Genomic DNA, 23,302 nt, shown 5'->3' with positions numbered 1-23,302 from the left:
GACGCCCTGCTGCGGGGTGGAGATTTTAAGCGTCGGGGCTCAGCGAGCCCTGCTCGCCGCCCACAGCCACGCAGGCACAGGTGTCATGCCCGCGCCGCCACATCCGCCCCGTTCGCCCGGTAGCGCGCCGCCGGCGCCGTGCTCGACAACCTGCCCGACATCGCACGCCGCGCCGCGTCGAACGCATTCCACTCGGCGAGGTCGGGCAACGCCGGAATCGTGACCTGCTCGCCCTGGTCGAGCCCCGCAAGGGCCGCGTCGACCATGTCCTGCGCCGTCATCACGATCTCCTTGGGCAGGTGCGCCATCGGCACGCCCGCGACGCCCCAGAACTCGGTGGCTGTCGCACCGGGCAGCACCGCCTGCACGCGCACGCCTTTGTCCTTCAGCTCGTGCTGCAGCGACTGGCTCAGTGCCAGCACGAAGGCCTTGGTGCCGCCGTACACGCCGTTGAGCGTCTCGGGCGAGATCGCCACGATGGAGGCGATGTTCACCAGCGTGCCGACGCCACGTTCGACGAAACCCGGCACGGCCGCATAGGTGAGCCGCGTGAGCGCGCTCACGTTGAGCTCGATCATGTCCTCCATCTTGTCGATGTCCGAGCCGAGCAGCGGCCCGGCGGCGCCGAAGCCGGCGTTGTTCACCAGCAGGGTGATGTCGCCGCGGGTGCGCAGCACGGCTTCCACGGACGCGATGTCCTTCCGGTCGGACAGGTCGGCCGGAAGGACCTCGACCTTGCGCCCGGTCTCGTCCGAGAGCTTCGCGGCCAGCGCGGCGAGGCGCTCGCGGTTGCGCGCCACCAGGATCAGGTCGAAGCCGCGTCGCGCGAGACGGTCCGTGTACACGGCGCCGATGCCCGACGACGCGCCGGTGATGAGGGCCGTGCCCTTGTTCGGATTTGCTTGGGTTGCAGTCATGGAGTTCCTTCGTCGCCACGGGTGTGTGGCCGTGGGGAGAAGTCTCTTCCTGCAAGGCGATGGCGTAAATGTCATATAAGCCACCTTTCAGGACATGCGCTGCTCAAGCCGTCGCGGCCTCCCGACGGGCCACGCGGCGCACGCTCTGCGGCGGATGCCCCAGCGTGCGCAGGAAGGCGCGGCGCATGCGCTCGGGGTCGCCGAAGCCCGTTTCGCGGGCGACCACGCCGAGCGCGAGGCTGCCCTCGTCGATCAGCGCGCGTGCCGCCTCCACGCGCAGGTTCTCGACCGCATGCGCCGGCGACTGCCCGGTCTCGGCCTTGAAGGCGCGGCTGAACTGGCGCGGGCTGAGGTGCACGACCTCGGCCAGTTCGTCCACCGACAGCGTCTCGCGCAGGTTGGCGCGCGCATGCACCAGCGCCTTCTGGATGCGGTCGGACTTGGGCGCCAGTTCGAGCAGCGCGGAATGCTGCGACTGCCCGCCCGCGCGGCGGTGGTACACGACCAGCTTCCTCGCCGCGAACCGTGCCGCCTCCACGCCGAGGTCTTCTTCCACCAGGGCCAGCACGAGGTCGATGCCCGCCGTCATGCCGGCCGAGGTCCACACCGGCCCGTCGTTGATGAAGATGCGGTCGGGCTGCACCTTGACGGCGGGATGGCGCTTCTGCAGTTCGCCCGCAAAGGACCAGTGCGTGGTCGCCCGGCGTCCGTCGAGCAGGCCCGCATCCGCCAGCCCGAAGGCGCCAGTGCAGATGCTGGTCACGCGGCGCGCGTTGCGCAGCCCCGCGCGCAGGAAGCGGCACATCTTCTCGGACGTGGGCGCGATGAAGAGCGCGCCGCTCATCACCAGCGTGTCGAACTTCCCCGTGCCGAAGCGCTTGCTGTCGGTGACCACGCCCGACGAGCTGGTCACGGGGCCGCCCTCTTCCGACAGCAGCTCGACCTGGTAGACCGGCTTGCCGGCATGGATGTTCGCGAGCTCGAACGCGGCAATGGCAGCGAGGTCGAGGATCTGGAAACCGGGGAAGACGAGCATGCCGATGCGTTTCATGGCCATGTCCTGAAAAGAGGGTTGTTTGAAGCAGCAGACACAAGGCTAGACCAACCCGTCCCACCGCGCCAGCGGGAGGGATACGGCCTGCGCCCTTCCCGCGCCGCGATGGGTGCCCCCACCAATCGGCAAGCGCCAGCCCGCGCGGGTCGTCCCACAATGGGCGTTCCCACCATGACCAACCCGACGACAACGACAGCCGGCGCCCCTGCAGCCGAACCGGGCGCCCACGCACACTGGCAGCGCAACCTCGCCGTCTGCATGTTCGGCTCCTTCACGACCATCATCGCGATGACACTGCTGCTGCCCTTCCTGCCGCTGTACGTCGAGCAGCTCGGCGTGAAGGATCACGCGGCCATCGTGCAGTGGTCCGGCGCGGCTTATGGCGCCACCTTCCTGAGCGCCGCGCTGGTCGCGCCGCTGTGGGGCCGGCTGGCCGATCGCTACGGGCGCAAGCCGATGCTGATCCGCGCGAGCCTCGGCATGGCCGTGGCGATGGCGCTGATCGGCCTGGCAGCCAACGTGTGGCAGCTCGTGGGCCTGCGGCTGCTGGCGGGGCTGCTCGGCGGGTACGCCTCGGGCTCGATGGTGCTGGTCGCCACGCAGACGCCCAAGGACCGCACCGGCTGGGCGCTGGGCACGATGTCGTCGGCCATCATGGCGGGCAACCTCGTGGGGCCGCTGGTGGGCGGGGTGCTGCCGCCGCTGGTCGGCATCCGCAACACCTTCTTCGCGGCGGGCGCGATGATCTTCGTTGCCTTTCTCGCGACGGCCTTTCTCATCCGTGAAGAGAAGAAGGCGCCTTCCGCATCGAAGCAGCGCGGCGCCTCCGACGACACCGGCTGGGCCGCCGTGCCCGACAAGCGCCCGCTGGTCGCGATGCTCTTCACCGGCATGCTGCTGATGCTCGCGAACATGTCGATCGAGCCGATCATCACGGTCTACGTCGCCACGCTGATCGACGACCCGCAGCGCGTGACGATGATGGCCGGCCTCGTGATGTCGGCCGCCGCGCTCGGCAGCATCCTCTCGGCCTCGCGGCTGGGCAAGCTGGCCGACCGCGTGGGGCACTGGAACGTGATCGTCGGCTGCCTCGCGGTGTCGGCGCTGCTGCTGATTCCGCAGGCCTTCGTCACGTCGGGCTGGCAGCTGGTGGTGCTGCGCTTCCTGATGGGGCTGTCGCTCGGCGGGCTGCTGCCCTGCATCGCCAGCGTGATCCGCCACAACGTGCCCGAGCGCGTGGCCGGCAACATGCTCGGCTACTCGACCTCGGCACAGTACGCGGGCCAGGTGGCGGGCCCGCTGCTGGGCGGCTTCGCGGGCGGGCACATCGGCATGCGCGCCGTGTTCCTCGGCACCTGCGTGCTCATGGCCGCAGGTGCCGGGTGGAACTGGATCGCGCAGCGCGCGGCCTCGTCGTCGGCTACTCGCTGACGACGGCGCTGCGGTAGGCCGCGTCGCCCTTGATCTCGGCTTCGGAGAACGGCACCTTCAGCCACTGCCCCGCGCTGTAGGCCCGGGTGTAGTCGGCGTTGTGCGCCGAAGCCGGGTCGTCCGACAGCGAGAACGTCAGGAAGGTGTGGGCCTCGACGCCGCCCTCGGGGAAACGCACGATGTGCATGTAGCTGTTGCCGTTCGGGTTGAGATCCATCGTGTAGCCGCCCTTGTCGAGCCGGTTCTCGGAACAGGCGATGGTGAAGTAGCCCGGGCCGCCGCAGCCGCCGTACAGCGGGATCTTCTGGCCGCTGCGGGTGGCGAACAGGTAGTCGCCGCGCGCCGCGTTCTCGGCGAAGCCGCTGGCCTGCACGCGCGCCACGGCGGCGCCGAAGGCCTGCTGCAGCGCGGGGGCGGCGGCGGGCTTCAGGTCACGCGGGGTGCGGACCGGGTCGGCCGGGTTGAAGGGCACGCTGTACAGGTCGGCCGCCGGAATGCGCGAGGCGCGGCTCCAGAACTCGTCCCACACATGCGCACCGCGCGCACCCGCAACGCCGGTGCCGTTCCAGTCCTGCAGCGCGCTGCAGGCTGCAGAGACATCGATGTCGCGGCCGATGGCCTCGCTGGTCAGCGGATCGGTGACGACGTTGATGGTCGACTTCGCGCACACCAGCGGCAGCGCCTGCATCTTGAAGAGTTCGGCCGTCAGCGCGCGGCTGTCGAGCACCATGCGCTTCACGGTGTCGGGCGTGGCACCCCGCGCGCCGTGGCTGTCGGTGCCGTCGATGCGGCCTTGCGCGAGCAGGTGGCCCAGTCGCGTGCGGAAGCTCACGGGGTCGGTGCCGGCCGGTCCCATGATCTCCGGGAAGCCGGTGAGTGGCGCCTTCGGGTTCGCCAGCCAGTAGCTGTCGTTCATGTTGGCCACGTAATCGTCACGCAGCAGGCTGGGCATGCGGGCGGCGCTCAGCGCGCCCTTCTGCGCCGAATCGGCATCGGTCTGCCAGTCGCAGGCGCTGCGCGAGCCGTCGAGCACCGGCACGCGTGCGAGGGCCGGCACGGCCTGCAGCGCCCCGCCGACCGGGCTCTTGCTCGAACAGGTCGCCATCTGGTCCACCGACACGTTGGGCACCGCGCCGATGTCGGCATACCAGGCCTTGGCGCTGCCCCGGCCCACGGCCACGGTGTTGACCCACGGAATGGCGGCTTCTTCGCGCTGGATGGCAATGAACTCGTCGAGTGACTTCGCCTGGCTCCAGCGCAGCCAGTTGCGGAAGGTGCGGAAGTTCTGGTCGTTGATGTCGCGCATCGCGTAGGCCATGGTGGTGGTCCACGGCGGCAGCTTGTCGCTGAGGTACTGCAGGTTGACGATCGGCCCGTACTCGGACTTGTAGAGCGTGCGCGTCACCGGCACCACGCTGCCGTCGGCCTGCTTCACCTGCACGGTGATCTCGCGGGCCTGCATCTTCACCGCGCTGCCGTCGCGCATGTAGCTGGTGGGGTCGCCCGAGGCCAGCTGCAGTTCGTAGAAGCCGAAGCGCTTGGCGGTCGAGACCGTGTGGCTCCACGCGATGTTGTCGTTGAAGCCGATCAGCGTCACCGGAATGCCCAGGAACGAGGTGCCGCTCACGTTGAGCTTGCCCGGAATGGTGAGCTGCGCCTGGTAGAAGCGGTCGGGCCCGCGCCAGTACCAGTGCGGGTTGCCGAACAGCAGCGGGCTCGCGTCGCCGGTGGCGGCGGTGCCGAAGCCGATCATGTTGCTGCCCACGCCCTCTTCGCCGCCGACCTGCAAGGGCACGGCGAGATCGCGCGCGGCGAGCTGCAGCGGCGGCTCTTTCTTCTTGCTGTTGCTGGTGCTGCGTGCCGCGACCTTCGTCGGCGCCGCGGGCACGGGCGGGGTCGCGTTCGCGATGTGCGCCAGGAAATTGCTGTAGCCGCCCGCGAGGTTGGTCGCGTACATGCGGCGGTAGATGTCTTCGGCAGTGATCGGCTTCACCCAGGCTTCGGTGCGGCAGGCGGCGTGCGCGCTGCCGCCGGCCCTCACGTCGCGCAGGTAGCGGTTGTAGCCGGCGGCGAAGCCTTCCACCAGTCGCTGCATGTAATCGGCCTGCGCGCCGATCATCTGCTGCAGCACGTCGGGCGAGATGACGTGGCGGTGGAAGAAGTCGGCGTCGATGTTCTTCGGCAGGCCGATGGTGCTGCCGGCCACGAGCTTCGCGTCGGCGCCGAAGTACTGCGAGCGCTCGCCGCGGTAGGTGAGGAACGAGTCGGCCATGGTGCACAGGTTGTCCTCGGCCTGCGCGTAGCCGTAGCCGTAGCCCAGGTCGGGCCAGTCGGCGGCCTTGATGTGCGGCACGCCCATCGTGGTGCGGCGGATCTCGGCCTTGTAGGCGTTGTTCTCTGCGGGCGGATTGCCGCCCGTGCCGGGGAAGAAGGGAAAGCTGCTGCTGCCACCGCCTCCGCCGCCACCGCAGGCGGTCAGTGCGGCTGCGGCCACGAGCGCAAGCCAGAGTGATCGCGGCGTTGCGCCGCGCAGGAAAGTCCGAGGTCTCATGCTGTCTCCAGTTGGATGGGCGCTCTCTTGGCGGAGCACCGCACAGCTTAGGCACGCCGGCGTGCCGGGGCTTGAACGCAGCCGCTGTCCTGCGCCGCGCCTGGAGACCTTCGAAGGCGCCTCAGTGCGCGAGCCCGCGCCCCCACGCGTGCGAGGCCTGCTCGTCGGCCGTCACGCGCACCTGGTTCGACAGGAAGGACGGCGACAGGCCGAAGTAGCGCTGGAAGGTGCGGCTCATGTGCGCCGCGTCGGTGAAGCCGCTGACCAACGCCACGTCGGTCAGCGGGCGGCGCGCGGTGAACTGCTGCACCGTGCGGCGCACCTTGGTCCACAGCGCATAGCGCTTGATCGACACGCCCACCTGCTGCGCGAACAGGTGCGTGAGCCGGTCGGGCGAAAGAAAGGCCAGCGCCGACAGCTCGCGCAGCGGGATCTGCCCCGCATGCGTGCGGATGGCCTGCAGCACGCGGTCGATGCGCGGGTCGATGACGGCCTGCAGCTCGGGGCACTCGGTGATCGACGTGACCAGCTTCGAACTCAGCACCTGCAGGCGCCGGTCGGACAGCGCGCCGTGCTGCGCCGGTTCGAAGTCGTCGCGCGCACGGCCGAAGCGGCGCGCGTCGAGCGGCTGAATGCCGTGGCCGCCCAGGTGCCGCGAGAGCATGCGGTAGGCGCTGGAGGCCGGGTCGAGGTTGAGCGACAGCAGCCCGCAGCCGTCGACGTCGAGCCGGCGCGACACGTGCGGCCCCACCAGCGCGGCGGTGCAGCGCACGCGCGTGCCGTCGACCGCCTCCAGCGTGAAGGGATGGCCGCTCACCGACGCCAGCAGCGTGGCCGACGAACGCGCCGTGAGCCCCGACTGGATCGCCGGCGTGATGTAGAGGAACCTGTCGTCCCACAGGTGCAGGGAGTTGTGCCGCGTGGTGGTCATGCCGTCTCGCTTGGGTCTTGTCTCTTGTACTTGTCTCCAGCGGCGGATTCTCACGCATCGCGGCGGCGGCCCGCGCAAGGGCCTGCGCTCAGCGGGGTTGCACGGTCTCGAGCTGCAGATGCTGGCGCACGGCCTCCAGCAGCAGCGTGGCCAGCCGGCTCGCCGGGGCCTCGGCACGCGCCTGCGCGCGGTACAGCACGAGCGAGATCTGCGGCAGCGCCGGCAGCGAGAGCACCGCACGGTCGAGCGCGCGCACCTGCGCAGGCAAGCCGAACGGCGTGCGCACGGTCAGGCCCAGCCCGGCCGAGGTCGCGGCCCACAGCGCCGCCAGGCTGGCACTGCCGAAGGCGCGGCGCCACGGCAGGCCGGCGCGGTCGAGCGCGGTGATGACGATCTCGCGCAGCGGGCACGGAGCGTCCAGCATGATGAGCGGCAGCGGCTCCTTGCTCTTCGCGGCGCGAACGCCCGCGCGGTGCTCGCGCTCGGTCCACCAGGGCGCATCGACGCGCTCGGGCGCCGTGGGGCCGATCCACAGCAGCGGCATCCGCGCCACGCGCTCGGCATGCGGCGACAGCGGCTGGTCGCCCGCGTCCCATGCCAGGGCCAGGTCGAGCTGGCCCAGCTCCAGCCGCTCGCGCAGCTCGCCGCTGCGCGCCACGCTGGCCTCGATGCGCACCTTGGGATGGGCGCGCGCGAAGCGGCCGAGCACGGCCGGCAGCAGCGTCTCGCCGAAGTCTTCCTGCAGGCCCAGCCGCACCCAGCCCTGCAGGTCGGCGCCACGCAGGGCGGCGCTGGCCTCGTCGTTGAGCTCGAGCATGCGGTGCGCGTAGGCCAGCAGCGTCTCGCCCGCATCGGTGAGCGCCAGGCCGCGGCCCTCCTTGCGGAACAGCACGGTGCCGGCCTGCGACTCCAGCTTCTTGAGCTGCGCGCTCACGGCCGAGGTCGAGCGGCCCAGCTTGTCGGCCGCGCGCGCGTAGCTGCCGAGCGCCATGCCGGTGGAAAAAGTGCGCAGCACGTCGAGATCGAACATCACCTGGGTCATCGCGGGTCCTTGCATGAGGCTTCTCGATCATCCTGAATTTCAGGACGATCCACTCATTATTTTCTGATTTTCAAAACCTTTGCAGCGGCGGACACTGCGCTGCAACATGACCCATTCGCCCTCCTCCACCCCGCTGTCGCCCCGCCACCGCTGGAAGGTGCTCGCCGCCGGCGTGGCCGCCAACGCGGCCTTCTCGGTCGCCTTCAGCGGCATCCCCATGACCGCCGTGCTCATGCGCACCGGCTACCAGCTGGACAACGCCGCGCTCGGCCTGGTGCTCGGCCTCATGGGCCTGGGCATCGCCGTGAGCGAGCTGCCCTGGGGCCTGCTGACCGACCGCTGGGGCGACCGCCCCGTGCTGCTGGGCGGGCTGGGCAGCACGGCGATCGCCCTGGTCGCGATGGCGCTGTGGGCCGCGCCGGGCGCCGGACACGTGCCGGGCCTCGGCGTGCTGGGCGCGGGGCTGCTGCTGGTGGGCCTGCTCGGCGGCAGCGTGAACGGTGCCAGCGGGCGCGCAGTGATGACCTGGTTCGACGCCAGCGAGCGCGGCCTGGCCATGAGCATCCGCCAGACCGCCGTGCCGATGGGCGGCGGCATCGGCGCGCTGGTGCTGCCCTTCGTGGCGCTGCACTTCGGCTTTGCCGCGCTGTACGGCCTGCTGGCGCTGCTGTGCGCGCTGAGCGCGGCGATGAGCTGGGCCTGGGTGCACGAGCCGCCCGTGGCGCCCCGCCATGCGAACGTGGAAACGCCGGCGCCGAAGACCGGCCCGCTGCGCGATGTGCGCGTGTGGCGCATCGTGGCCGGCATCGGCATCCTGTGCGCGCCGCAGTTCGCGGTGCTGTCCTTCGGCACGGTGTTCCTGCACGACTTCGGCCACGTGGGCCTGGGCACGATCACCGCCGCCATGGTCTTCGTGCAGGTCGGCGCGATGGCGATGCGCGTGTGGAGCGGCCGCTGGACCGACCGCCGCCGCAACCGCCCGGCCTACCTGCGCGCCTGCAGCGCACTGAGCGTGCTGCTGTTCGCGGGCCTGGCCGCGCTGGTGATGGCGGCGGGCACCGAGGCGCCCTCCACACCGCTGCGCCTGGCGCTGATCGCGCTGCTGGCCGTGAGCGGCGTGTGCGTGTCGGCCTGGCACGGCGTGGCGTACACCGAGCTGGCCACGCTGGCCGGCGCGGCGCGCGCCGGCACCGCGCTGGGCATGGCGAACACCAGCGTGTTCCTCGTGTGCTTCGTCACGCCCTTCTCGATTCCGCACCTGCTGGCGCTGCAGGGCTGGCCGGTCGTGTGGCTGGCGGCCAGCGCCTGTGCGCTGGTGGCGATGCCGCTGCTCGTGCCGCGCCGCGACGCCGGTCCCGGCGCCTGCACGGCAGAGCTGGCTCAGAAGGTCGCGAAGACGGCGTTGAGCCGGTCGACGTAGGCGCGCTTGGCCGCCGCGTCGATGAAGCTGCCCTCGAAGCTGTTGGCCGCGAGCTGCCAGGCCTGCTGCACGCCCAGGCCGGTGGCGGCGAAGGTCTGCGTGAAGTTCTGGTTCATGTAGCCGCCGAAGTAGGCCGGGTCGTCCGAGTTGACGGTGGCGACCAGCCCCGCGTCGAGCAGCGCGCCCAGGTTGTGCTGCGACAGGTCGGGGAACACGCACAGCTTGAGATTCGACAGCGGGCACACGGTGAGCGGAATGCGGTCCTGCGCCAGCCGCTTCATCAGCGCCGGGTCCTTGGCGCTTTGCACGCCGTGGTCGACGCGCTCGACCTTCAGCACGTCGAGCGCGCTCCACACGTAGGCCGGCGGGCCTTCTTCACCCGCGTGCGCGACGAGGTGAAAGCCCAGTTCACGGCAGCGCGCGAACACGCGCGCGAACTTCTCGGGCGGGTGGCCGACCTCGCTCGAGTCGAGCCCCACGCCGATGAACTTGTCACGGTACGGCAGTGCCTGCTCCAGCGTCTCGAAGGCCTCTTCCTCGCTCAGGTGGCGCAGGAAGCACAGGATGAGCGAGGCGCTCACGCCCAGCTTCGGCAGCGCATCGACGCAGGCGCGGTGCAGGCCGTTCACCACCGTTTCCATCGACACGCCGCGCGCCGTGTGCGTCTGCGGGTCGAAGAACATCTCGGTGTGCACCACGTGGTCGGCGGCGGCGCGCTCCAGGTAGGCCCAGGCCATGTCGTAGAAATCCTGCTCCTTGAGCAGCACGCTGGCGCCGGCGTAGTAGATGTCGAGAAAGGTCTGCAGGTTGGTGAAGGCATAGGCCTTGCGCAGCTCTTCCACGCTGGCATACGGAATCGAGACACCGTTTCGCTGCGCGAGCGCGAAGATCAGCTCGGGCTCGAGCGAGCCTTCGATGTGCATGTGCAGTTCGGCCTTGGGCATGGCGCGCAGCAGCTCGGGCAGGCGTTCGGCGGGAATGCGCTGCGCGAAGCTCGGGTCGAACAGGGGGCGGCTGGAATCGGTCATGGGGCGTGGAAAATCGACGTTGTGATCGCGCACAGCATAAGGGCAGACACCCTGCGCGGCATCCCCGAAAACGTATACGCTGCCAGCCCCATTTCCCCCAAACTGATCTGGGTCAAATCGGGCCATGGCGGATGCGCTAGGCTTGGACCCCGGCAGGCCCGGCATCGGGCGTGTTCCCTCCAATCCGCGCGCAGCGTGCATTCGTGCCCCTGGCGCCGTCCTTGATCGACTCGCATGACCCTACAAAACGCCTTCACCCGCGAAGACCTGCTGCGCTGCAGCCGCGGCGAACTGTTCGGCCCCGGCAACGCACAGCTGCCCGCCCCGAACATGCTGATGGTGGACCGCATCACCCACATCAGCGCCGAGGGCGGTACCTACGGCAAGGGCGAACTCACGGCCGAACTCGACATCACGCCCGACCTGTGGTTTTTCGCCTGCCACTTCGAAGGCGACCCGGTGATGCCGGGCTGCCTGGGCCTGGACGCCATGTGGCAGCTGGTGGGCTTCTTCCTCGGCTGGCAGGGCCTGCCGGGCCGCGGCCGGGCCCTGGGCTCGGGCGAAGTGAAGTTCACGGGCCAGGTCCTGCCGACCGCCAAGCTCGTCACCTACAGCATCCAAATCAAGCGCGTGCTCAAGGGCAAGCTGAACCTGGCCATCGCCGACGGCTCGGTGAGCGTCGACGGCCGCCAGATCTACACCGCCGAGGGCCTGCGGGTCGGCGTGTTCACTTCCACCGACAACTTCTGAGGGTTTCGCCATGCGACGCGTCGTCATCACCGGTCTGGGCATCGTTTCGTGCCTGGGCAACGACAAGGAGACCGTCTCCGCCAACCTGCGCGCCAGCCGCCCCGGCATCCGGTTCCAGCCGGCCTACGCCGAAATGGGCCTGCGCAGCCAGGTGGCCGGCTCCATCGACCTTCCCCTCGAAGACCTCATCGACCGCAAGCTCTACCGCTTTGTCGGCCACGCGGCGGCCTATGCCTACCTGGCCATGAAGGACGCCATTGCCGATGCCGGCCTGACCGACGAGCAGGTGTCGAACCCGCGCACCGGCCTCATCGCCGGCTCGGGCGGCGCCTCCACGCTGAACCAGATGGAAGCGCTCGACCTGCTGCGTGAAAAAGGCGTCAAGCGCGTCGGCCCCTACCGCGTGACGCGGACCATGAGCAGCACGGTGTCCGCCTGCCTGGCCACGCCCTTCAAGATCAAGGGCCTGAACTACTCCATCGCCTCGGCCTGCGCCACCAGCGCGCACTGCATCGGCAACGCCATGGAGCAGATCCAGATGGGCAAGCAGGACATCGTGTTCGCCGGCGGCGGTGAAGAAGAGCACTGGACCCAGTCGTTCCTGTTCGACGCCATGGGCGCGCTGTCCACCAAGTACAACGACACGCCCGAGAAGGCCTCGCGTGCCTATGACGCCGAGCGCGACGGCTTCGTCATCGCCGGCGGCGGCGGCATGGTCGTGGTCGAGTCGCTCGACCATGCACTGGCGCGCGGCGCAAAAATCTACGCCGAGATCGTCGGCTACGGCGCCACCTCCGACGGCTACGACATGGTCGCGCCCAGCGGCGAAGGCGCCGTGCGCTGCATGCAGATGGCCCTGTCGACCGTCGACACGCCCATCGACTACCTGAACACCCACGGCACCTCCACACCCGTCGGCGACGTCATGGAAATGAAGGGCGTGCGCGAAGTCTTCGGCGACAAGGCGCCGGCCATCAGCTCCACCAAGAGCCTGTCGGGCCACTCGCTGGGCGCCGCCGGCGTGCACGAGGCGATCTACTGCCTGCTGATGATGGAAGGCAACTTCATGGCCGGCTCGGCCAACATCGAGGCGCTCGACCCCGAAGTGGCCGACATGCCGATCCTCACCGCCACGCGCGAGAACGCCACTGTCGACACCGTGATGAGCAACAGCTTCGGCTTCGGCGGCACCAACGCCACGCTGGTGCTCAAGCGCTGGCAGGGCGCGTAAGCCTGCCACCTGCCGGCCCCGTCGCGCCCGCGACGACGGGCCTGCGGGCGCTTCGCTAGACTGGGTTTTCCGTTCTTCCATCCATCCACCGCGCGAGGAGACCCATGGCGATCGACACCCTTTCCACCTGGCACCGGCTCGTCAAGACACGCGACGTGGCGGGCCTCGATGCCCTGCTGGCCGACGACGCCGTCTTCCTCTCGCCCGTGGTGCACCGGCCGCAGGTCGGCAAGACGATCACGAAGCAGTACCTCGCCGCGGCCTTCCAGGTCTTCTTCAACGAGAGCTTCCGCTACGTGCGCGAACTCCAGGGCCCGACCGATGCCGTGCTCGAGTTCGAACTCGAGCTGGACGGCATCGCCATCAACGGCGTGGACATGATGAAGTGGAACGCCGAAGGCCGGATCACCGAGTTCAAGGTGATGCTGCGGCCGTTGAAGGCGGTGAACCTGATCCACCAGAAGATGGCTGCGCAGCTGCAGGCAGCTGCGCAGCAGTAAACGCGCTCAGGGGCAGGCCAGTTCCGTCCTGGCCACGGCACACAGCCGGGCCTTCTCGGCCGCAGGCAACGTGAGCCCCGGCATCAGTCCGTCCAGCCGCAGCACCGCCGGGTAGAGGCGCGCATCCTGCGGGTTCTTGCGGTAGGCGCGCAGCACCAGTTCCTGGCTCTTCTTTCCGCAGTGCTGGCGCTGCTGGCGCGCCACTTCCTTGTCGTGCGCCGAGCCGTCGCCGTTGAATTCGCCGGCGAAGTGAAAGCACATTTCCGCGTCGTCCACGGCCTTGCGCAGGCGCTGCTCCTCCTTCGAGAACGTCAGCGGTGCGGCCGACGACAACGACACGGCCAACAGTGCCACGCCCGCCGCCATGACCCCTTGCAGCTTCATGGTGTGAATCCTTTTCCTGAATGAAAAAAGGGCCGTCCGCAGACGACCCTTCTCGTGGCAATCGCCGAAGCGATCGATCGACCGATTACTTCTTGTCGCCGCCCGGCACCTTGCCTTCCACGCCCTTGACGTAGAAGTTCACGCCCGACAGGAACTTGTCGTCGGCGACCGCGTCCTTGGCGATCAGCTCCTTGCCGTCCTGGCCGACGATCGGGCCCTTCCAGATCGAGAAGCTGCCGTCCTTCAGGCCCTTCTTGATTTCCTCGACCTTGGCCTTGGCTTCGGCGGGCACGTCTTCGGCGATCGAGACGATGTCGATCGCGCCTTCCTTCACGCCCCACCAGGTCTGGCCGGTGGCCCACTTGCCGTCCAGCGCGTCTTGGGTGGTCTTGATGTAGTACGGCGCCCAGTTGATGATGGCCGAGCCCAGGTGGGCCTTCGGGCCGTAGGCGGTCATGTCGGAGTCCCAGCCGAAGGCGCGCTTGCCCTTCTCTTGGGCGGTCTTGAGCACGGCCGGCGAATCGGTGTTCTGGAACAGCACGTCGGCGCCGCCGTTGATGAGGGCGGTGGCGGCTTCGGTTTCCTTGGGCGGGCTGAACCACTCGTTCACCCACACGACCTTGGTCGTGATCTTCGGGTTGACCGACTGCGCACCCAGCGTGAAGCTGTTGATGTTGCGCAGCACTTCAGGAATCGGCACCGAGCCGACCACGCCCAGCGTGTTGCTCTTGGTCATCGAACCGGCAATCACGCCGGCCATGTACGCGCCTTCGTAGGTGCGGCTGTCGTAGGTGCGCATGTTCTCGGCGGTCTTGTAGCCGGTGGCATGCTCGAACTTCACGTCCTTGCTGTCGTTGGCGACCTTGAGCATGGGTTCCATGTAGCCGAAGGTGGTGCCGAAGATCAGCTTGTTGCCCTGGCCCACGAAGTCGCGGAACACGCGCTCGGCGTCGGCCGACTCGGGCACGCTTTCGACAAAGGTGGTCTTGATCTTGTCGCCGAATTCCTTCTCGAGCGCCTTGCGGGCGTTGTCGTGCGCGAAGGACCAGCCGCCATCGCCCACGGGACCGACATAGGCGAATGCGATGTTCAGCGGGGCCGCCGGTGCGGGGGCCGGGGCGGCCGCGGGGGCCGGTGCCGGCGATGCTGCGGGGGCGGCCGCCTCTTCCTTCTTGCCGCAGCCGATGAGGGCCGCCGAAGCCACAGCGGTGAGGGCGGCGAGCTTGAGAAGGGAACGCTTGTTCAGATCATTCATTGTCGAAATCCTCGGAAGAAAAGGACGGGTTGGCAAAAAAACGAGAACGCGATTATGAGCCGGGGTAGAACGGTTTCCCCATCGAAGCCGGCATGTTGATGCGGATGAAGGCGGGGTTGCGCGAGATCAGCGCCAGCACCACGATCGGCGCGATGTACTGGGCCATGCTGAGGAACTGCGAGGGCACGTCGACGCCGCTGCTTTGCAGGTGGAAACCCAGCATCGAGACGCCGCCGAACAGGTAGGCGCCGAGCAGCACGCGGATCGGGCGCCAGGTGGCGAAGGTGGTCAGCGCCAGCGCGATCCAGCCGCGGCCGGCGACCATGCCCTCGACCCACAGCGGCGTGTACACGGTCGACAGGTACGCCCCCGCCAGCCCGCACAACGCGCCGCCCGCGATCACCGCCAGGAAGCGGATGCGCCGCACCGGGTAGCCCAGCGCATGCGCCGACTCGGGCGACTCGCCCACCGAGCGCAGCACGAGGCCGGCGCGGGTGCGGTACAAGAACCAGATGAGCCCGATGGTCAGCAGCACGGCCACGTACACCATCGGGTGGTGACGGAACAGCGCCGGGCCGGCCAGCGGAATGTCGGCCAGCACGGGAATGGCGAAGGGCGTGCTCTCGGGCAGCTTGGCCTGCACGAAGCTGATGCCCGCGAAGGCCGAGAAGCCGACGCCGAACAGGCTCAGCGCGAGCCCCGTCGCGTACTGGTTGGTGTTGAGCCAGATCACGAGCACACCGAAGAAGGCCGCGAGCAGGGCACCGGCCGCCATGCCGGCCAGGAAGCCGAGCCAGGGGTTGTGCGTGATGACCACCGTCGCGAAGCCCGCGATGGCGGCGCACAGCATCATGCCCTCGGCGCCGAGGTTGACGACGCCGGCCTTCTCGTTGATCAACAGGCCCAGCGCCGCGATGGCGAGCACGGTGCCCGCGCTCAGGGTCGAGCCCAGCAGGAGTGCGTAGCTTTCCATGGTTCAGAGCCCTCCTTCGGTGGCACGCGCGGTCGGCGCAACGGGCGCGGTCGGCGCGGTGATCGGCGTGCTGACCTGCAGCGAACTCGTGGTCAGCGTCGCGGCCTTGGCGCCGGCCTTGCGGCGGATGCGGTAGGCGATGAGCGTATCGCAGGCCAGCAGCGTGAACAGCAGCAGGCCCTGGAACACGCCGGTGAGCGACTTGGGCAGGCCCAGGCGCGACTGCGCGAGCTCGCCGCCGATGTAGAACATGCTCATCAGGATGGCCGAGAAGATCATGCCCACCGGGTGCAGCCGCCCGACGAAGGCCACGATGATGGCCGCGAAGCCGTAGCCCGCCGGCACGTACGGCGTGAGCTGGCCGATGGGGCCCGCCACTTCGAGCGCACCGGCCAGGCCGGCCGCGCCGCCCGAGGTGAGCAGCGCGATCCACACCGCGCGGCGTGCCGAGAAGCCGGCATAGCGCGCCGCCGCGGGCGCCAGCCCGCCGACCTGCTGCGCGAAGCCCGCGCGCGTGCGGAACAGGAACACCCACAGCGCGCCCGCGCCGACCAGCGCAATGATCAGCCCGATCGACACGCGCGAGCCCTTCATGAGCCGCGGGATCTGCGTCACCGCCTCGAAGGTCTTGGTCTGCGGAAAGTTGTAGCCCTGCGGATCTTTCCAGGGGCCGAAGACCAGGTAGCTCAGCATCAGCGTGGCGACGTAGACCAGCATCAGGCTCACGAGGATTTCGTTGGCGTTGAACTTGTCGCGCAGGAACGCGACGATGCCCGCCCACACCATGCCGCCCAGAATGCCCGCCAGCAGAATGGCCACGACGATCCAGCTGCCGGTGCTCTTGTCGGCCAGCAGCGCCACGCCGCCCGCCGCGATGGCGCCGCAGACGAACTGCCCTTCGGCGCCGATGTTCCAGACGTTGGAGCGAAAGCACACGGCCAGGCCGAGCGCAATGATGAGCAGCGGCGTGGCCTTCACCATCAGCTCACCGATGGCGTAGCCGCTCTTGATCGGCTCGTAGAAGAACACCTGCAGGCCCTTGACCGGGTCCTTGCCCAGCGCGGCGAACAGCGCCACGCCGATGAGCACGGTGATCAGCAGCGCCAGGATCGGCGAGCCATAGCTCCAGAAGCGCGACAGCTCCGGGCGGGGTTCAAGCTTGAGCATGCGCGCCCTCCTTCGTGTTGTTGTTCTGGTGGGGCTGTGCCTGCGGCCACAGGCCGCTCATCCACTCGCCGATCTGCGGCAGCGTGGCCGCCGCGCGGTCGATCGAGGGCGACAGCCGCCCCTTGGCGATCACGTGCAGCCGGTCGCAGATGTTGAACAGCTCGTCCAGTTCCTCGCTGATCACGAGCACGGCGCAGCCGGCATCGCGCAGCGCCAGGATCTCGGCGTGGATGAGCGCCGCCGCGCCCACGTCCACGCCCCAGGTGGGTTGCGAAACGATGAAGAGCTTGGGGTTGGCGTCGATCTCGCGGCCGACGATGAACTTCTGCAGGTTGCCGCCCGACAGCGAGCGCGCCGCCGCGCCCGGGCCGCCGGCCTTCACCTTGAAGCGATCGATGATGGAACGCGCCTGCTTGTCGAGCTCGGCGGTGCGAATCCACCCGCCCTTGCCCACCGCGTTGCTGCGCGTGAGCAGCAGGTTGTGCGCCAGGCCCAGCGTGGGCACGGCACCGCGCCCCAGCCGTTCCTCGGGCACGAAATGCAGGCCCAGCGCACGCCGCGCGCGCGGGCGCAGCCGGCCGGCCGGCTGGTCGAACACGCGCACCATGGCAGGCTCGGCGCGCACGTCCTCGCCCGAGAGCGTGTACAGCAGTTCCTTCTGGCCGTTGCCCGAGACGCCGGCGATGCCGACGACCTCGCCGGCGCGCACGTCGAACGAGATGCCGTCCAGGTCGACGCCGAACTGGTCCTCGCGCGCCAGCTTCAGGCCCTGCACGCGCAGCGCCACCGCGCCGGCATGCAGCGGACGGTGCTGCAGCGGCGGCGGCTCGCTGCCGATCATCAGGCGCGAGAGCGATTCGGTGCTCTCGTTGCGCGGGTTGCACACACCCGTGACCTTGCCGCCGCGCAGCACGGTGCAGGCCGTGCACAGCTCTTGGATCTCGTGCAGCTTGTGGCTGATGTACAGGATGCTGCAGCCTTCCGAGGCCAGCTTGTTCAGCACGCCGAACAGGCGGATCACGGCCTGCGGCGTGAGCACCGAGGTCGGCTCGTCCAGGATCAGCAGCTTGGGGTTGGTGAGCAGCGCGCGGATGATCTCCACCCGCTGCATCTCGCCCACCGACAGCGTGTGCACGGGGCGCGAGGGGTCGATGTCCAGCCCGTACTCGCTCGCCTTGGCCGTGATGCTGCGGGCCACCTCGGCCAGCGCGAGCGACTTGTCCAGGCCCAGCCAGACGTTCTCGGCCACGGTGAGCGTGTCGAACAGGCTGAAGTGCTGGAACACCATGCTGATGCCCAGCGCGCGCGCCTGCTGCGGGTTGCGCAGGTTCACCGCCTGGCCGTCGAAGGTGACGGTGCCTTCGTCGGGCTTGACCGAGCCGTAGATGATCTTCATCAGGGTCGATTTGCCCGCGCCGTTCTCTCCGAGCACGGCATGGATTTCGCCGGGCTGCACGGCCAGGGAGATGTCGCTGTTGGCCACCACCGCGGGATACCGCTTGGTGATGTGCGCCAGCTGGAGTCTGGGGGTTGTCATGCCGGGTTTCGTGGGTTTGTCTCGTTCAACATCAACAAGCGGGGACAGCTATAAGTTTAATAGCGTCCCCGCGACCATCGGCGCCCGACGGCGCTCTACTCAGCCTCTCAGTGCCCGCCGATGTAGGCGAACTTGAACAGGAAGATCGCCGCGATCACCCAGACCATTGCATGCACTTCCCGTGCCCGGCCGGTGCACAGCTTGAGCACGGCGTAGGTGATGAAGCCGAAGGCCAGGCCGTTGGCGATCGAGTAGGTGAAGGGCATGGCCAGCGCCGTGACGGCCGCCGGGATCACCTCGGTGGTGTCTTCCCAGTCGAGCTCGACCAGGTCGCGCAGCATCAGGCAGCCCACGAAGAGCAGCGCCGGTGCGGTGGCGTAGGCCGGCACCGAGCCCGCCAGCGGCGAGATCATCAGGCAGGCCAGGAACAGCACCGCCACCACCACGGCCGTGAGGCCGGTGCGGCCACCGGCTTGCACGCCGGCCGCGCTTTCCACGTAGGCCGTGGTGCTCGAGGTGCCCAGCAGCGAGCCCGCGAAGATCGCGCCGCTGTCGGCCAGCAGCGCCTTGTTCATGCGCTCCATCTTGCCGGGCACCAGAAGGCCGGCGCGCTTGGCCACGCCCATCAGCGTGCCGGTGGCGTCGAACATCTCGACCAGGAAGAACACCAGCACCACGTTCAGGATGCCGCCCTTGAGCGCGCTCAGGATGTCCAGTTGCATGAAGGTGGGCGCGATGGACGGCGGTGCGTCGAACACGCCGTGGAACTTGTTGCCGCCGAAGAAGAACGACAGCACCGTCACCGTGAGGATGCCGATCAGGATGGCGCCGCGCACCTTGAGCCGGTCGAGCGCCACGATCATGAGGAAGCCGATGGTCGCCAGGATCACGGGCGCCGAATGCAGGTCGCCCAGCGTGACGAAGGTGGCCGGCGAAGCCGCGACCACGCCCGCGCTCTTCAGCGCGATGAGCGCCAGGAACATGCCGATGCCCACGGTGATCGCCGTTCGCAAGGACTGCGGTATGCCCGCGATGAACAGCTCCCGCAACCCGGTGACCGTCACGATCAGGAACAGGCATCCGGAGATGAACACCGCGCCCAGCGCGGTCTGCCACGTGTAGCCCATGCCGAGCACGACCACGTAGGCGAAGTAGGCGTTCAGGCCCATGCCCGGCGCCATGGCGATCGGGTAGTTGGCGTACAGGCCCATGATCAGCGTGCCGATGGCCGCGATCAGGCAGGTGGCGACGAAGACCGCGCCCTTGGGCATGCCCGCGTCCCCGAGGATCGAGGGGTTCACGAAGATGATGTAGGCCATCGTCAGGAAGGTGGTCAGCCCTGCGATGACTTCGGTGCGCACGGTGGTGTTGTGCTCGGTCAGCTTGAAAAAGCGTTCCAGCAGACCGGCGTTGGCCGGTGCGGTGGCCGCACGCAACGGCGCCGCCTCGGTGGCCCCGGCGGCCCGGGGAGTGGTGGCCTTGGGCACCTCTTCATACCTGTTCATTTCGCTTGTCTCCAGCTGTTGTATGTGGCGGTTCGTTCATCGTTGCCTCGGTCGCGACGCCGGCGCGACGGAGGGCTCAGGGAGGATCGGAAAGCGGCTCAGCCGGCAGGGCTCGGGCAGTGGCGGCAGGCGCGGCATCGAAGCCGGGCCGCAGCGACGCCGCCACGCCCTTGATGCATTCGCGCAGCCAGCGCGCGGAGCTCGACGAATGCGTGCGTTCGTGCCAGAGCTGGTAGTACATGAGGCGCGGCAAGGCGGCCGGGCACTCGAGGATCTTCACGGGCAGCCGCGCGGCAAAGCGCTCGCAGTACTGGCGCCCGGTGGTCAGCACCAGCAGGCTCGAGGCCACCATGTCCGGGATGAGGCTGAAGTGCGCGCAGCGCGCCGTGATGTTGCGCTGCCGACCCAGCTCGTCGAGCATCTGGTCGATGATGCCGCGCCCGCCCGGGTGCATGGGGGTGGGCGCGATGTGCTCGGCCGCCAGCCAGGTTTCCAGATCCCAGCCGCGGCGCACCGCCGGATGGTCCTGGTTGACCAGCGACACCACCTCGTCGCCGAAGAGGCGCGCCATGTGCAGGTCTTCCGGCGGCTTGAGCCAGTTGCCGATCACCAGGTCGACCTGCCCGAGCGCCAGGTGCCCGTGGTAGTCCGAGTCGGGCGAGAGCGCATGGATCTCGATCTGGCACAGCGGCGCCTCGCGCTTGACCTGCGCCACCAGCATCGGCAGGAACAGCGGGTCCATGTAGTCGCTGGCCGCGATGCGGAAGGTGGTGGCCGCCGACTGCGGCTCGAAGCCGCGCGCATCCGAGAACAGCATCTCGGCCGCCCGAAGAATGCTGGCCGCGGGCTCGATCATGCGCAGCCCCGCGTCGGTGGGCACCATGCCCGAGCCCGAACGCACCAGCAGCGGGTCGCCCGACAGCTCGCGCAGGCGCTTCAGCGCGGCCGAGACGGCCGGCTGGTACATGCCCAGGCGGATGGCGGCGCGCGAGACGCTGCGGTCGGTCAGCACGGTATGAAGCACCCGAATCAGATGAAGGTCGATCTTGTCGAAAAGCGCCTGGTCTCTCATGGCTGTTCACACCTTTCTTGTCTGTGCGAACAGTTATACAGCGCAGCATTTGGAGAACGGAAGGACGCTCGGACCGTGCGAGCACGGCCGGTGCTCATTCGCCAGAGGCTGCCTGCACCGCGGTCAGGGCGCGGAGGATGGATTCGCTCGTGGCCGGCGCCTTCAGCGGCGGATCGACCCGGTGCCCGCCCGCGGCCGACACGGCATCGCGGATGGCGAAGAACACCGAGAACGGCAGCAACAGCGGCGGTTCGCCCACGGCCTTGCTGCGGTGAATCGAGTCTTCGAAGTTCTGGCCCTCGAACAGGCGCACGTTGAACACCGGCGGGCAGTCGTTGGCCGTCGGGATCTTGTAGGTGCTGGGCGCGTGCGTGGTGAGCTTGCCGCTTTGCGGATGCCACACCAGCTCTTCGGTGGTGAGCCAGCCCATGCCCTGGATGAAGGCGCCCTCGACCTGGCCGATGTCCACGGCCGGGTTCAGCGACTTGCCCGCGTCGTGCAGGATGTCGGCGCGCAGCAGCTTCCATTCGCCGGTGAGCGTGTCGACCACCACCTCGCTCACCGCTGCGCCGTAGGCGTAGTAGTAGAACGGGCGGCCCTGCATCTTGTCCTTGTCCCAGCTCAGGCCGGGCGTGGCGTAGAAGCCGTCGGACCACAGCTGCTTGCGGTCGAGGTAGGCCTCGCCCACCACGGTGCTGAAGGCCAGCGTGCGGCCGTTCACTTCGACCTGGTCGTTGGCAAAGCGCACGTCGGCGGCGTTGCCGCCATGGCGCTCGGCGGCGCAGGCGGCCAGGCGTTCGCGGATCTGGCGCGCGGCGTCCTGCGCGGCCTTGCCGTTCAGGTCGGCGCCGGTCGAGGCGGCCGTGGCCGAGGTGTTGGCCACCTTGGTCGTGTCGGTCGCGGTGACGCGCACGCGCTCGAAGCTCACGCCCAGCTCGTGCGCCACCACCTGCGCCACCTTGGTGTTCAGGCCCTGGCCCATCTCGGTGCCGCCGTGGTTCACGAGGATCGAGCCGTCGGTGTACACGTGCACGAGCGCGCCGGCCTGGTTGAAGTGCTTCACGTTGAACGAGATGCCGAACTTCAGCGGCGCCAGCGCCAGGCCGCGCTTGAGCACCGGGCTCTTCGCGTTGAAGGCGGCGATCTCTTCGCGGCGCAGGCGGTAGTCGCTGGTTTCCTCCAGCTCGGCCACGAGTTCGTGGACGATGTTGTCGGTCACGGTCTGGCGGTACGGCGTGACGTTGTTCTCGCCCTTGCCGTAGAAGTTGACGCGCCGCACGTCGAGCGGGTCGCGCTTCAGTTCGCGCGCCACCGAGTCCATGATGTTCTCGATGGCGATGGCGCCCTGCGGGCCGCCGAAGCCGCGGAAGGCCGTGTTGCTCTGCGTGTTGGTCTTGCCCGAGAAGCCGTGCATGCTCACGTTGGGCAGCCAGTAGGCGTTGTCGAAGTGGCACAGCGCGCGCGTCATCACCGGGCCCGACAGGTCGGCCGAGTGGCCGGCGCGCGACACCATCGTGATCTCGGCGCCGAGGATGCGGCCCTCGTCGTCGTAGCCCACGTCGTACTCGTACCAGAAGCAGTGGCGACGGCCGGTGATCATGAAGTCGTCGTCGCGGTCCAGGCGCAGCTTCACGGGGCGCTGCAGCTGGCGCGCCGCAATGGCCGCCACGCAGGCGAACAGCGCCGACTGCGATTCCTTGCCGCCGAAGCCGCCGCCCATGCGCCGGCATTCCACATGCACTTCGTTCGAGGCCAGGTGCAGCGCGTGCGCCACCAGGTGCTGCATCTCGCTGGGGTGCTGCGTCGAGCAGTGGATGTGCAGCGTGCCGCCCTCTTTCGGAATGGCGTAGCTGATCTGGCCTTCGAGGTAGAACTGTTCCTGCCCGCCCACGTCGAGTGTGGCCTGGTGGCGGTGCGGTGCCTTCGCGATGGCGGCGCGCACGGCGGCCTCGTCGCCTTCGTTGGCGGCCCCGCCGCTGCGCACGATGTGCATCGGCGGCACCACGTACTGGCCGCGCGCATGCGCGTCCTGCGGCGTGATGACGGGCGGCTGCGCCTCGAGGGTGATCGCGTCCTTGGCCTTGGCGGCGGCGCGGCGCGCGGCATCGCGGGTTTCTGCGATCACGGCGAACACGGGCTGGCCGAGGTAGCGGATCTGGCCGCCGTCGTTCACGGGCAGCAGGATCGGGTCGTCGTGAATGATCGAACCGCAGTCGTTGGTGCCGGGGATGTCGTCGGCGGTGAGCACCGCGACCACGCCGGGCATGGCGCGGATGGCGTCGAGCGACAGCGCCGTCACGCGGCCGTTGGCGGCCGGCGACAGGCCCAGCGCGCAGTGCAGCGTGCCGGCGAGTTCGGGAATGTCGTCGATGTAGGTGGCTTCGCCGGCCACATGCAGGTGCGCCGACTCGTGCGGGCGGCTGATGCCCACGCGCATGCCGCGGTCGTGCGCCAGCGCTTCGGCGCCCACGTCGATGCGGGCGGCAGTGTTCTTCAGGTAGTCGGCAAAGGCCTCGGCGGGCTGCAGCAGGCGGGCGTCGATGGGTTTGTTCAT

At 68.9% G+C, this 23,302-nt stretch carries 19 protein-coding genes; 5 read left to right on the top strand and 14 right to left on the bottom strand.

What is annotated here, in order from left to right; all coding sequences use genetic code 11:
- Nucleotides 1–83 precede the first annotated feature (83 nt).
- Both AC07SQ_RS12890 and AC07SQ_RS12885 read right to left on the bottom strand, forming a co-directional pair.
- Nucleotides 84–917: an SDR family NAD(P)-dependent oxidoreductase gene (locus AC07SQ_RS12890; RefSeq protein ID WP_495270987.1), complete on the bottom strand. Its 834-nt coding sequence runs from the start codon at nucleotides 915–917 to the stop codon at nucleotides 84–86.
- Nucleotides 918–1,020: 103 nt separating this feature from the next.
- Nucleotides 1,021–1,968 (bottom strand): GlxA family transcriptional regulator, encoded by a 948-nt coding sequence (locus AC07SQ_RS12885; protein ID WP_495270988.1) that lies wholly within the window; start codon nucleotides 1,966–1,968, stop codon nucleotides 1,021–1,023.
- A gap of 174 nt (nucleotides 1,969–2,142) precedes the next feature.
- Here AC07SQ_RS12885 and AC07SQ_RS12880 point away from each other — a divergent pair, with 174 nt between their 5' ends.
- On the top strand, nucleotides 2,143–3,402 hold the full coding sequence (locus AC07SQ_RS12880) for an MFS transporter (protein ID WP_495270989.1): 1,260 nt from the start codon (nucleotides 2,143–2,145) through the stop codon (nucleotides 3,400–3,402).
- On the opposite strand, the gene AC07SQ_RS12875 is transcribed toward AC07SQ_RS12880, so the two are convergent.
- The 3 genes from AC07SQ_RS12875 to AC07SQ_RS12865 form a co-directional block, all read right to left on the bottom strand.
- Nucleotides 3,392–5,953, bottom strand: coding sequence for a penicillin acylase family protein (locus AC07SQ_RS12875; protein WP_495270990.1), 2,562 nt, complete (start codon nucleotides 5,951–5,953; stop codon nucleotides 3,392–3,394). The two genes, AC07SQ_RS12880 and AC07SQ_RS12875, sit on opposite strands and share 11 nt — an antisense overlap.
- A 121-nt stretch (nucleotides 5,954–6,074) precedes the next feature.
- Nucleotides 6,075–6,884 (bottom strand): helix-turn-helix domain-containing protein, encoded by an 810-nt coding sequence (locus AC07SQ_RS12870; RefSeq protein ID WP_369631878.1) that lies wholly within the window; start codon nucleotides 6,882–6,884, stop codon nucleotides 6,075–6,077.
- Between the two features lie 88 nt (nucleotides 6,885–6,972).
- Entirely contained in the window at nucleotides 6,973–7,926 is a 954-nt protein-coding gene (locus AC07SQ_RS12865) for a LysR substrate-binding domain-containing protein (protein WP_495270991.1), read from the bottom strand.
- Nucleotides 7,927–8,032: 106 nt separating this feature from the next.
- Between AC07SQ_RS12865 and AC07SQ_RS12860 the strand changes: the two genes are divergently transcribed.
- Nucleotides 8,033–9,346, top strand: a complete 1,314-nt coding sequence (locus AC07SQ_RS12860; RefSeq protein WP_495270992.1) for an MFS transporter — start codon at nucleotides 8,033–8,035, stop codon at nucleotides 9,344–9,346.
- Here AC07SQ_RS12860 and AC07SQ_RS12855 read toward each other — a convergent pair.
- A complete protein-coding gene (locus AC07SQ_RS12855) occupies nucleotides 9,307–10,374 on the bottom strand; it encodes an adenosine deaminase (protein WP_095744207.1) in 1,068 nt (355 codons plus the stop codon). The genes AC07SQ_RS12860 and AC07SQ_RS12855 overlap by 40 nt on opposite strands.
- 234 nt (nucleotides 10,375–10,608) lie before the next feature.
- Between AC07SQ_RS12855 and fabA the strand changes: the two genes are divergently transcribed.
- The 3 genes from fabA to AC07SQ_RS12840 all read left to right on the top strand — a co-directional run bounded on the left by fabA (nucleotide 10,609) and on the right by AC07SQ_RS12840 (nucleotide 12,855).
- Nucleotides 10,609–11,124 (top strand): 3-hydroxyacyl-[acyl-carrier-protein] dehydratase FabA, encoded by a 516-nt coding sequence (gene fabA, locus AC07SQ_RS12850; protein ID WP_056574156.1) that lies wholly within the window; start codon nucleotides 10,609–10,611, stop codon nucleotides 11,122–11,124.
- Between the two features lie 10 nt (nucleotides 11,125–11,134).
- On the top strand, nucleotides 11,135–12,355 hold the full coding sequence (fabB, locus tag AC07SQ_RS12845; RefSeq protein WP_495270993.1) for a beta-ketoacyl-ACP synthase I: 1,221 nt from the start codon (nucleotides 11,135–11,137) through the stop codon (nucleotides 12,353–12,355).
- A gap of 104 nt (nucleotides 12,356–12,459) precedes the next feature.
- Nucleotides 12,460–12,855 carry a nuclear transport factor 2 family protein gene (locus AC07SQ_RS12840; protein WP_495270994.1) on the top strand — a complete coding sequence of 132 codons (396 nt, stop codon included), beginning with the start codon at nucleotides 12,460–12,462 and terminating at the stop codon, nucleotides 12,853–12,855.
- A gap of 6 nt (nucleotides 12,856–12,861) precedes the next feature.
- Here the strand turns inward: AC07SQ_RS12840 and AC07SQ_RS12835 are convergent, their stop codons facing one another.
- The 8 genes from AC07SQ_RS12835 to xdhB all read right to left on the bottom strand — a co-directional run bounded on the left by AC07SQ_RS12835 (nucleotide 12,862) and on the right by xdhB (nucleotide 23,302).
- Nucleotides 12,862–13,239 carry a hypothetical protein gene (locus AC07SQ_RS12835; RefSeq protein ID WP_495270995.1) on the bottom strand — a complete coding sequence of 126 codons (378 nt, stop codon included), beginning with the start codon at nucleotides 13,237–13,239 and terminating at the stop codon, nucleotides 12,862–12,864.
- An 85-nt stretch (nucleotides 13,240–13,324) separates the two neighbouring features.
- The gene (locus tag AC07SQ_RS12830; RefSeq protein ID WP_062477516.1) at nucleotides 13,325–14,494 is read right to left on the bottom strand and encodes a BMP family ABC transporter substrate-binding protein; all 1,170 of its coding nucleotides are present in this window, start codon (nucleotides 14,492–14,494) and stop codon (nucleotides 13,325–13,327) included.
- Between the two features lie 52 nt (nucleotides 14,495–14,546).
- Nucleotides 14,547–15,467, bottom strand: a complete 921-nt coding sequence (locus tag AC07SQ_RS12825; protein WP_070061710.1) for an ABC transporter permease — start codon at nucleotides 15,465–15,467, stop codon at nucleotides 14,547–14,549.
- A 3-nt stretch (nucleotides 15,468–15,470) separates the two neighbouring features.
- Nucleotides 15,471–16,634, bottom strand: a complete 1,164-nt coding sequence (locus tag AC07SQ_RS12820; RefSeq protein WP_062477508.1) for an ABC transporter permease — start codon at nucleotides 16,632–16,634, stop codon at nucleotides 15,471–15,473.
- Nucleotides 16,621–18,171: an ABC transporter ATP-binding protein gene (locus AC07SQ_RS12815; RefSeq protein WP_495270996.1), complete on the bottom strand. Its 1,551-nt coding sequence runs from the start codon at nucleotides 18,169–18,171 to the stop codon at nucleotides 16,621–16,623. Before AC07SQ_RS12815 ends, AC07SQ_RS12820 begins: the two co-directional genes overlap by 14 nt.
- A gap of 107 nt (nucleotides 18,172–18,278) precedes the next feature.
- Nucleotides 18,279–19,676, bottom strand: coding sequence for an NCS2 family permease (locus tag AC07SQ_RS12810; protein WP_062477503.1), 1,398 nt, complete (start codon nucleotides 19,674–19,676; stop codon nucleotides 18,279–18,281).
- A gap of 76 nt (nucleotides 19,677–19,752) precedes the next feature.
- A complete protein-coding gene (locus AC07SQ_RS12805; protein ID WP_159274497.1) occupies nucleotides 19,753–20,748 on the bottom strand; it encodes a LysR family transcriptional regulator in 996 nt (331 codons plus the stop codon).
- A 94-nt stretch (nucleotides 20,749–20,842) separates the two neighbouring features.
- Nucleotides 20,843–23,302: a xanthine dehydrogenase molybdopterin binding subunit gene (xdhB, locus tag AC07SQ_RS12800; RefSeq protein ID WP_495270997.1), complete on the bottom strand. Its 2,460-nt coding sequence runs from the start codon at nucleotides 23,300–23,302 to the stop codon at nucleotides 20,843–20,845.

The organism is Variovorax sp. GW821-FHT06D12 (genome assembly GCF_059419205.1).
Note: the sequence above shows the minus strand (reverse complement) of the source record. Positions and strands in the feature narration are given on the sequence as shown.

Coding starts and splice junctions, on each gene's coding strand:
- AC07SQ_RS12880 (WP_495270989.1), top strand. CDS start 2,143: ATGACCAACCCGACGACAACGACAGCCGGCGCCCCTGCAGCCGAACCG.
- AC07SQ_RS12805 (WP_159274497.1), bottom strand. CDS start 20,748: ATGAGAGACCAGGCGCTTTTCGACAAGATCGACCTTCATCTGATTCGG.
- AC07SQ_RS12840 (WP_495270994.1), top strand. CDS start 12,460: ATGGCGATCGACACCCTTTCCACCTGGCACCGGCTCGTCAAGACACGC.
- fabA (WP_056574156.1), top strand. CDS start 10,609: ATGACCCTACAAAACGCCTTCACCCGCGAAGACCTGCTGCGCTGCAGC.
- AC07SQ_RS12835 (WP_495270995.1), bottom strand. CDS start 13,239: ATGAAGCTGCAAGGGGTCATGGCGGCGGGCGTGGCACTGTTGGCCGTG.
- fabB (WP_495270993.1), top strand. CDS start 11,135: ATGCGACGCGTCGTCATCACCGGTCTGGGCATCGTTTCGTGCCTGGGC.
- AC07SQ_RS12875 (WP_495270990.1), bottom strand. CDS start 5,953: ATGAGACCTCGGACTTTCCTGCGCGGCGCAACGCCGCGATCACTCTGG.
- AC07SQ_RS12890 (WP_495270987.1), bottom strand. CDS start 917: ATGACTGCAACCCAAGCAAATCCGAACAAGGGCACGGCCCTCATCACC.
- AC07SQ_RS12830 (WP_062477516.1), bottom strand. CDS start 14,494: ATGAATGATCTGAACAAGCGTTCCCTTCTCAAGCTCGCCGCCCTCACC.
- AC07SQ_RS12815 (WP_495270996.1), bottom strand. CDS start 18,171: ATGACAACCCCCAGACTCCAGCTGGCGCACATCACCAAGCGGTATCCC.
- AC07SQ_RS12810 (WP_062477503.1), bottom strand. CDS start 19,676: ATGAACAGGTATGAAGAGGTGCCCAAGGCCACCACTCCCCGGGCCGCC.
- AC07SQ_RS12820 (WP_062477508.1), bottom strand. CDS start 16,634: ATGCTCAAGCTTGAACCCCGCCCGGAGCTGTCGCGCTTCTGGAGCTAT.
- AC07SQ_RS12855 (WP_095744207.1), bottom strand. CDS start 10,374: ATGACCGATTCCAGCCGCCCCCTGTTCGACCCGAGCTTCGCGCAGCGC.
- AC07SQ_RS12870 (WP_369631878.1), bottom strand. CDS start 6,884: ATGACCACCACGCGGCACAACTCCCTGCACCTGTGGGACGACAGGTTC.
- xdhB (WP_495270997.1), bottom strand. CDS start 23,302: ATGAACAAACCCATCGACGCCCGCCTGCTGCAGCCCGCCGAGGCCTTT.
- AC07SQ_RS12865 (WP_495270991.1), bottom strand. CDS start 7,926: ATGACCCAGGTGATGTTCGATCTCGACGTGCTGCGCACTTTTTCCACC.
- AC07SQ_RS12825 (WP_070061710.1), bottom strand. CDS start 15,467: ATGGAAAGCTACGCACTCCTGCTGGGCTCGACCCTGAGCGCGGGCACC.
- AC07SQ_RS12860 (WP_495270992.1), top strand. CDS start 8,033: ATGACCCATTCGCCCTCCTCCACCCCGCTGTCGCCCCGCCACCGCTGG.
- AC07SQ_RS12885 (WP_495270988.1), bottom strand. CDS start 1,968: ATGAAACGCATCGGCATGCTCGTCTTCCCCGGTTTCCAGATCCTCGAC.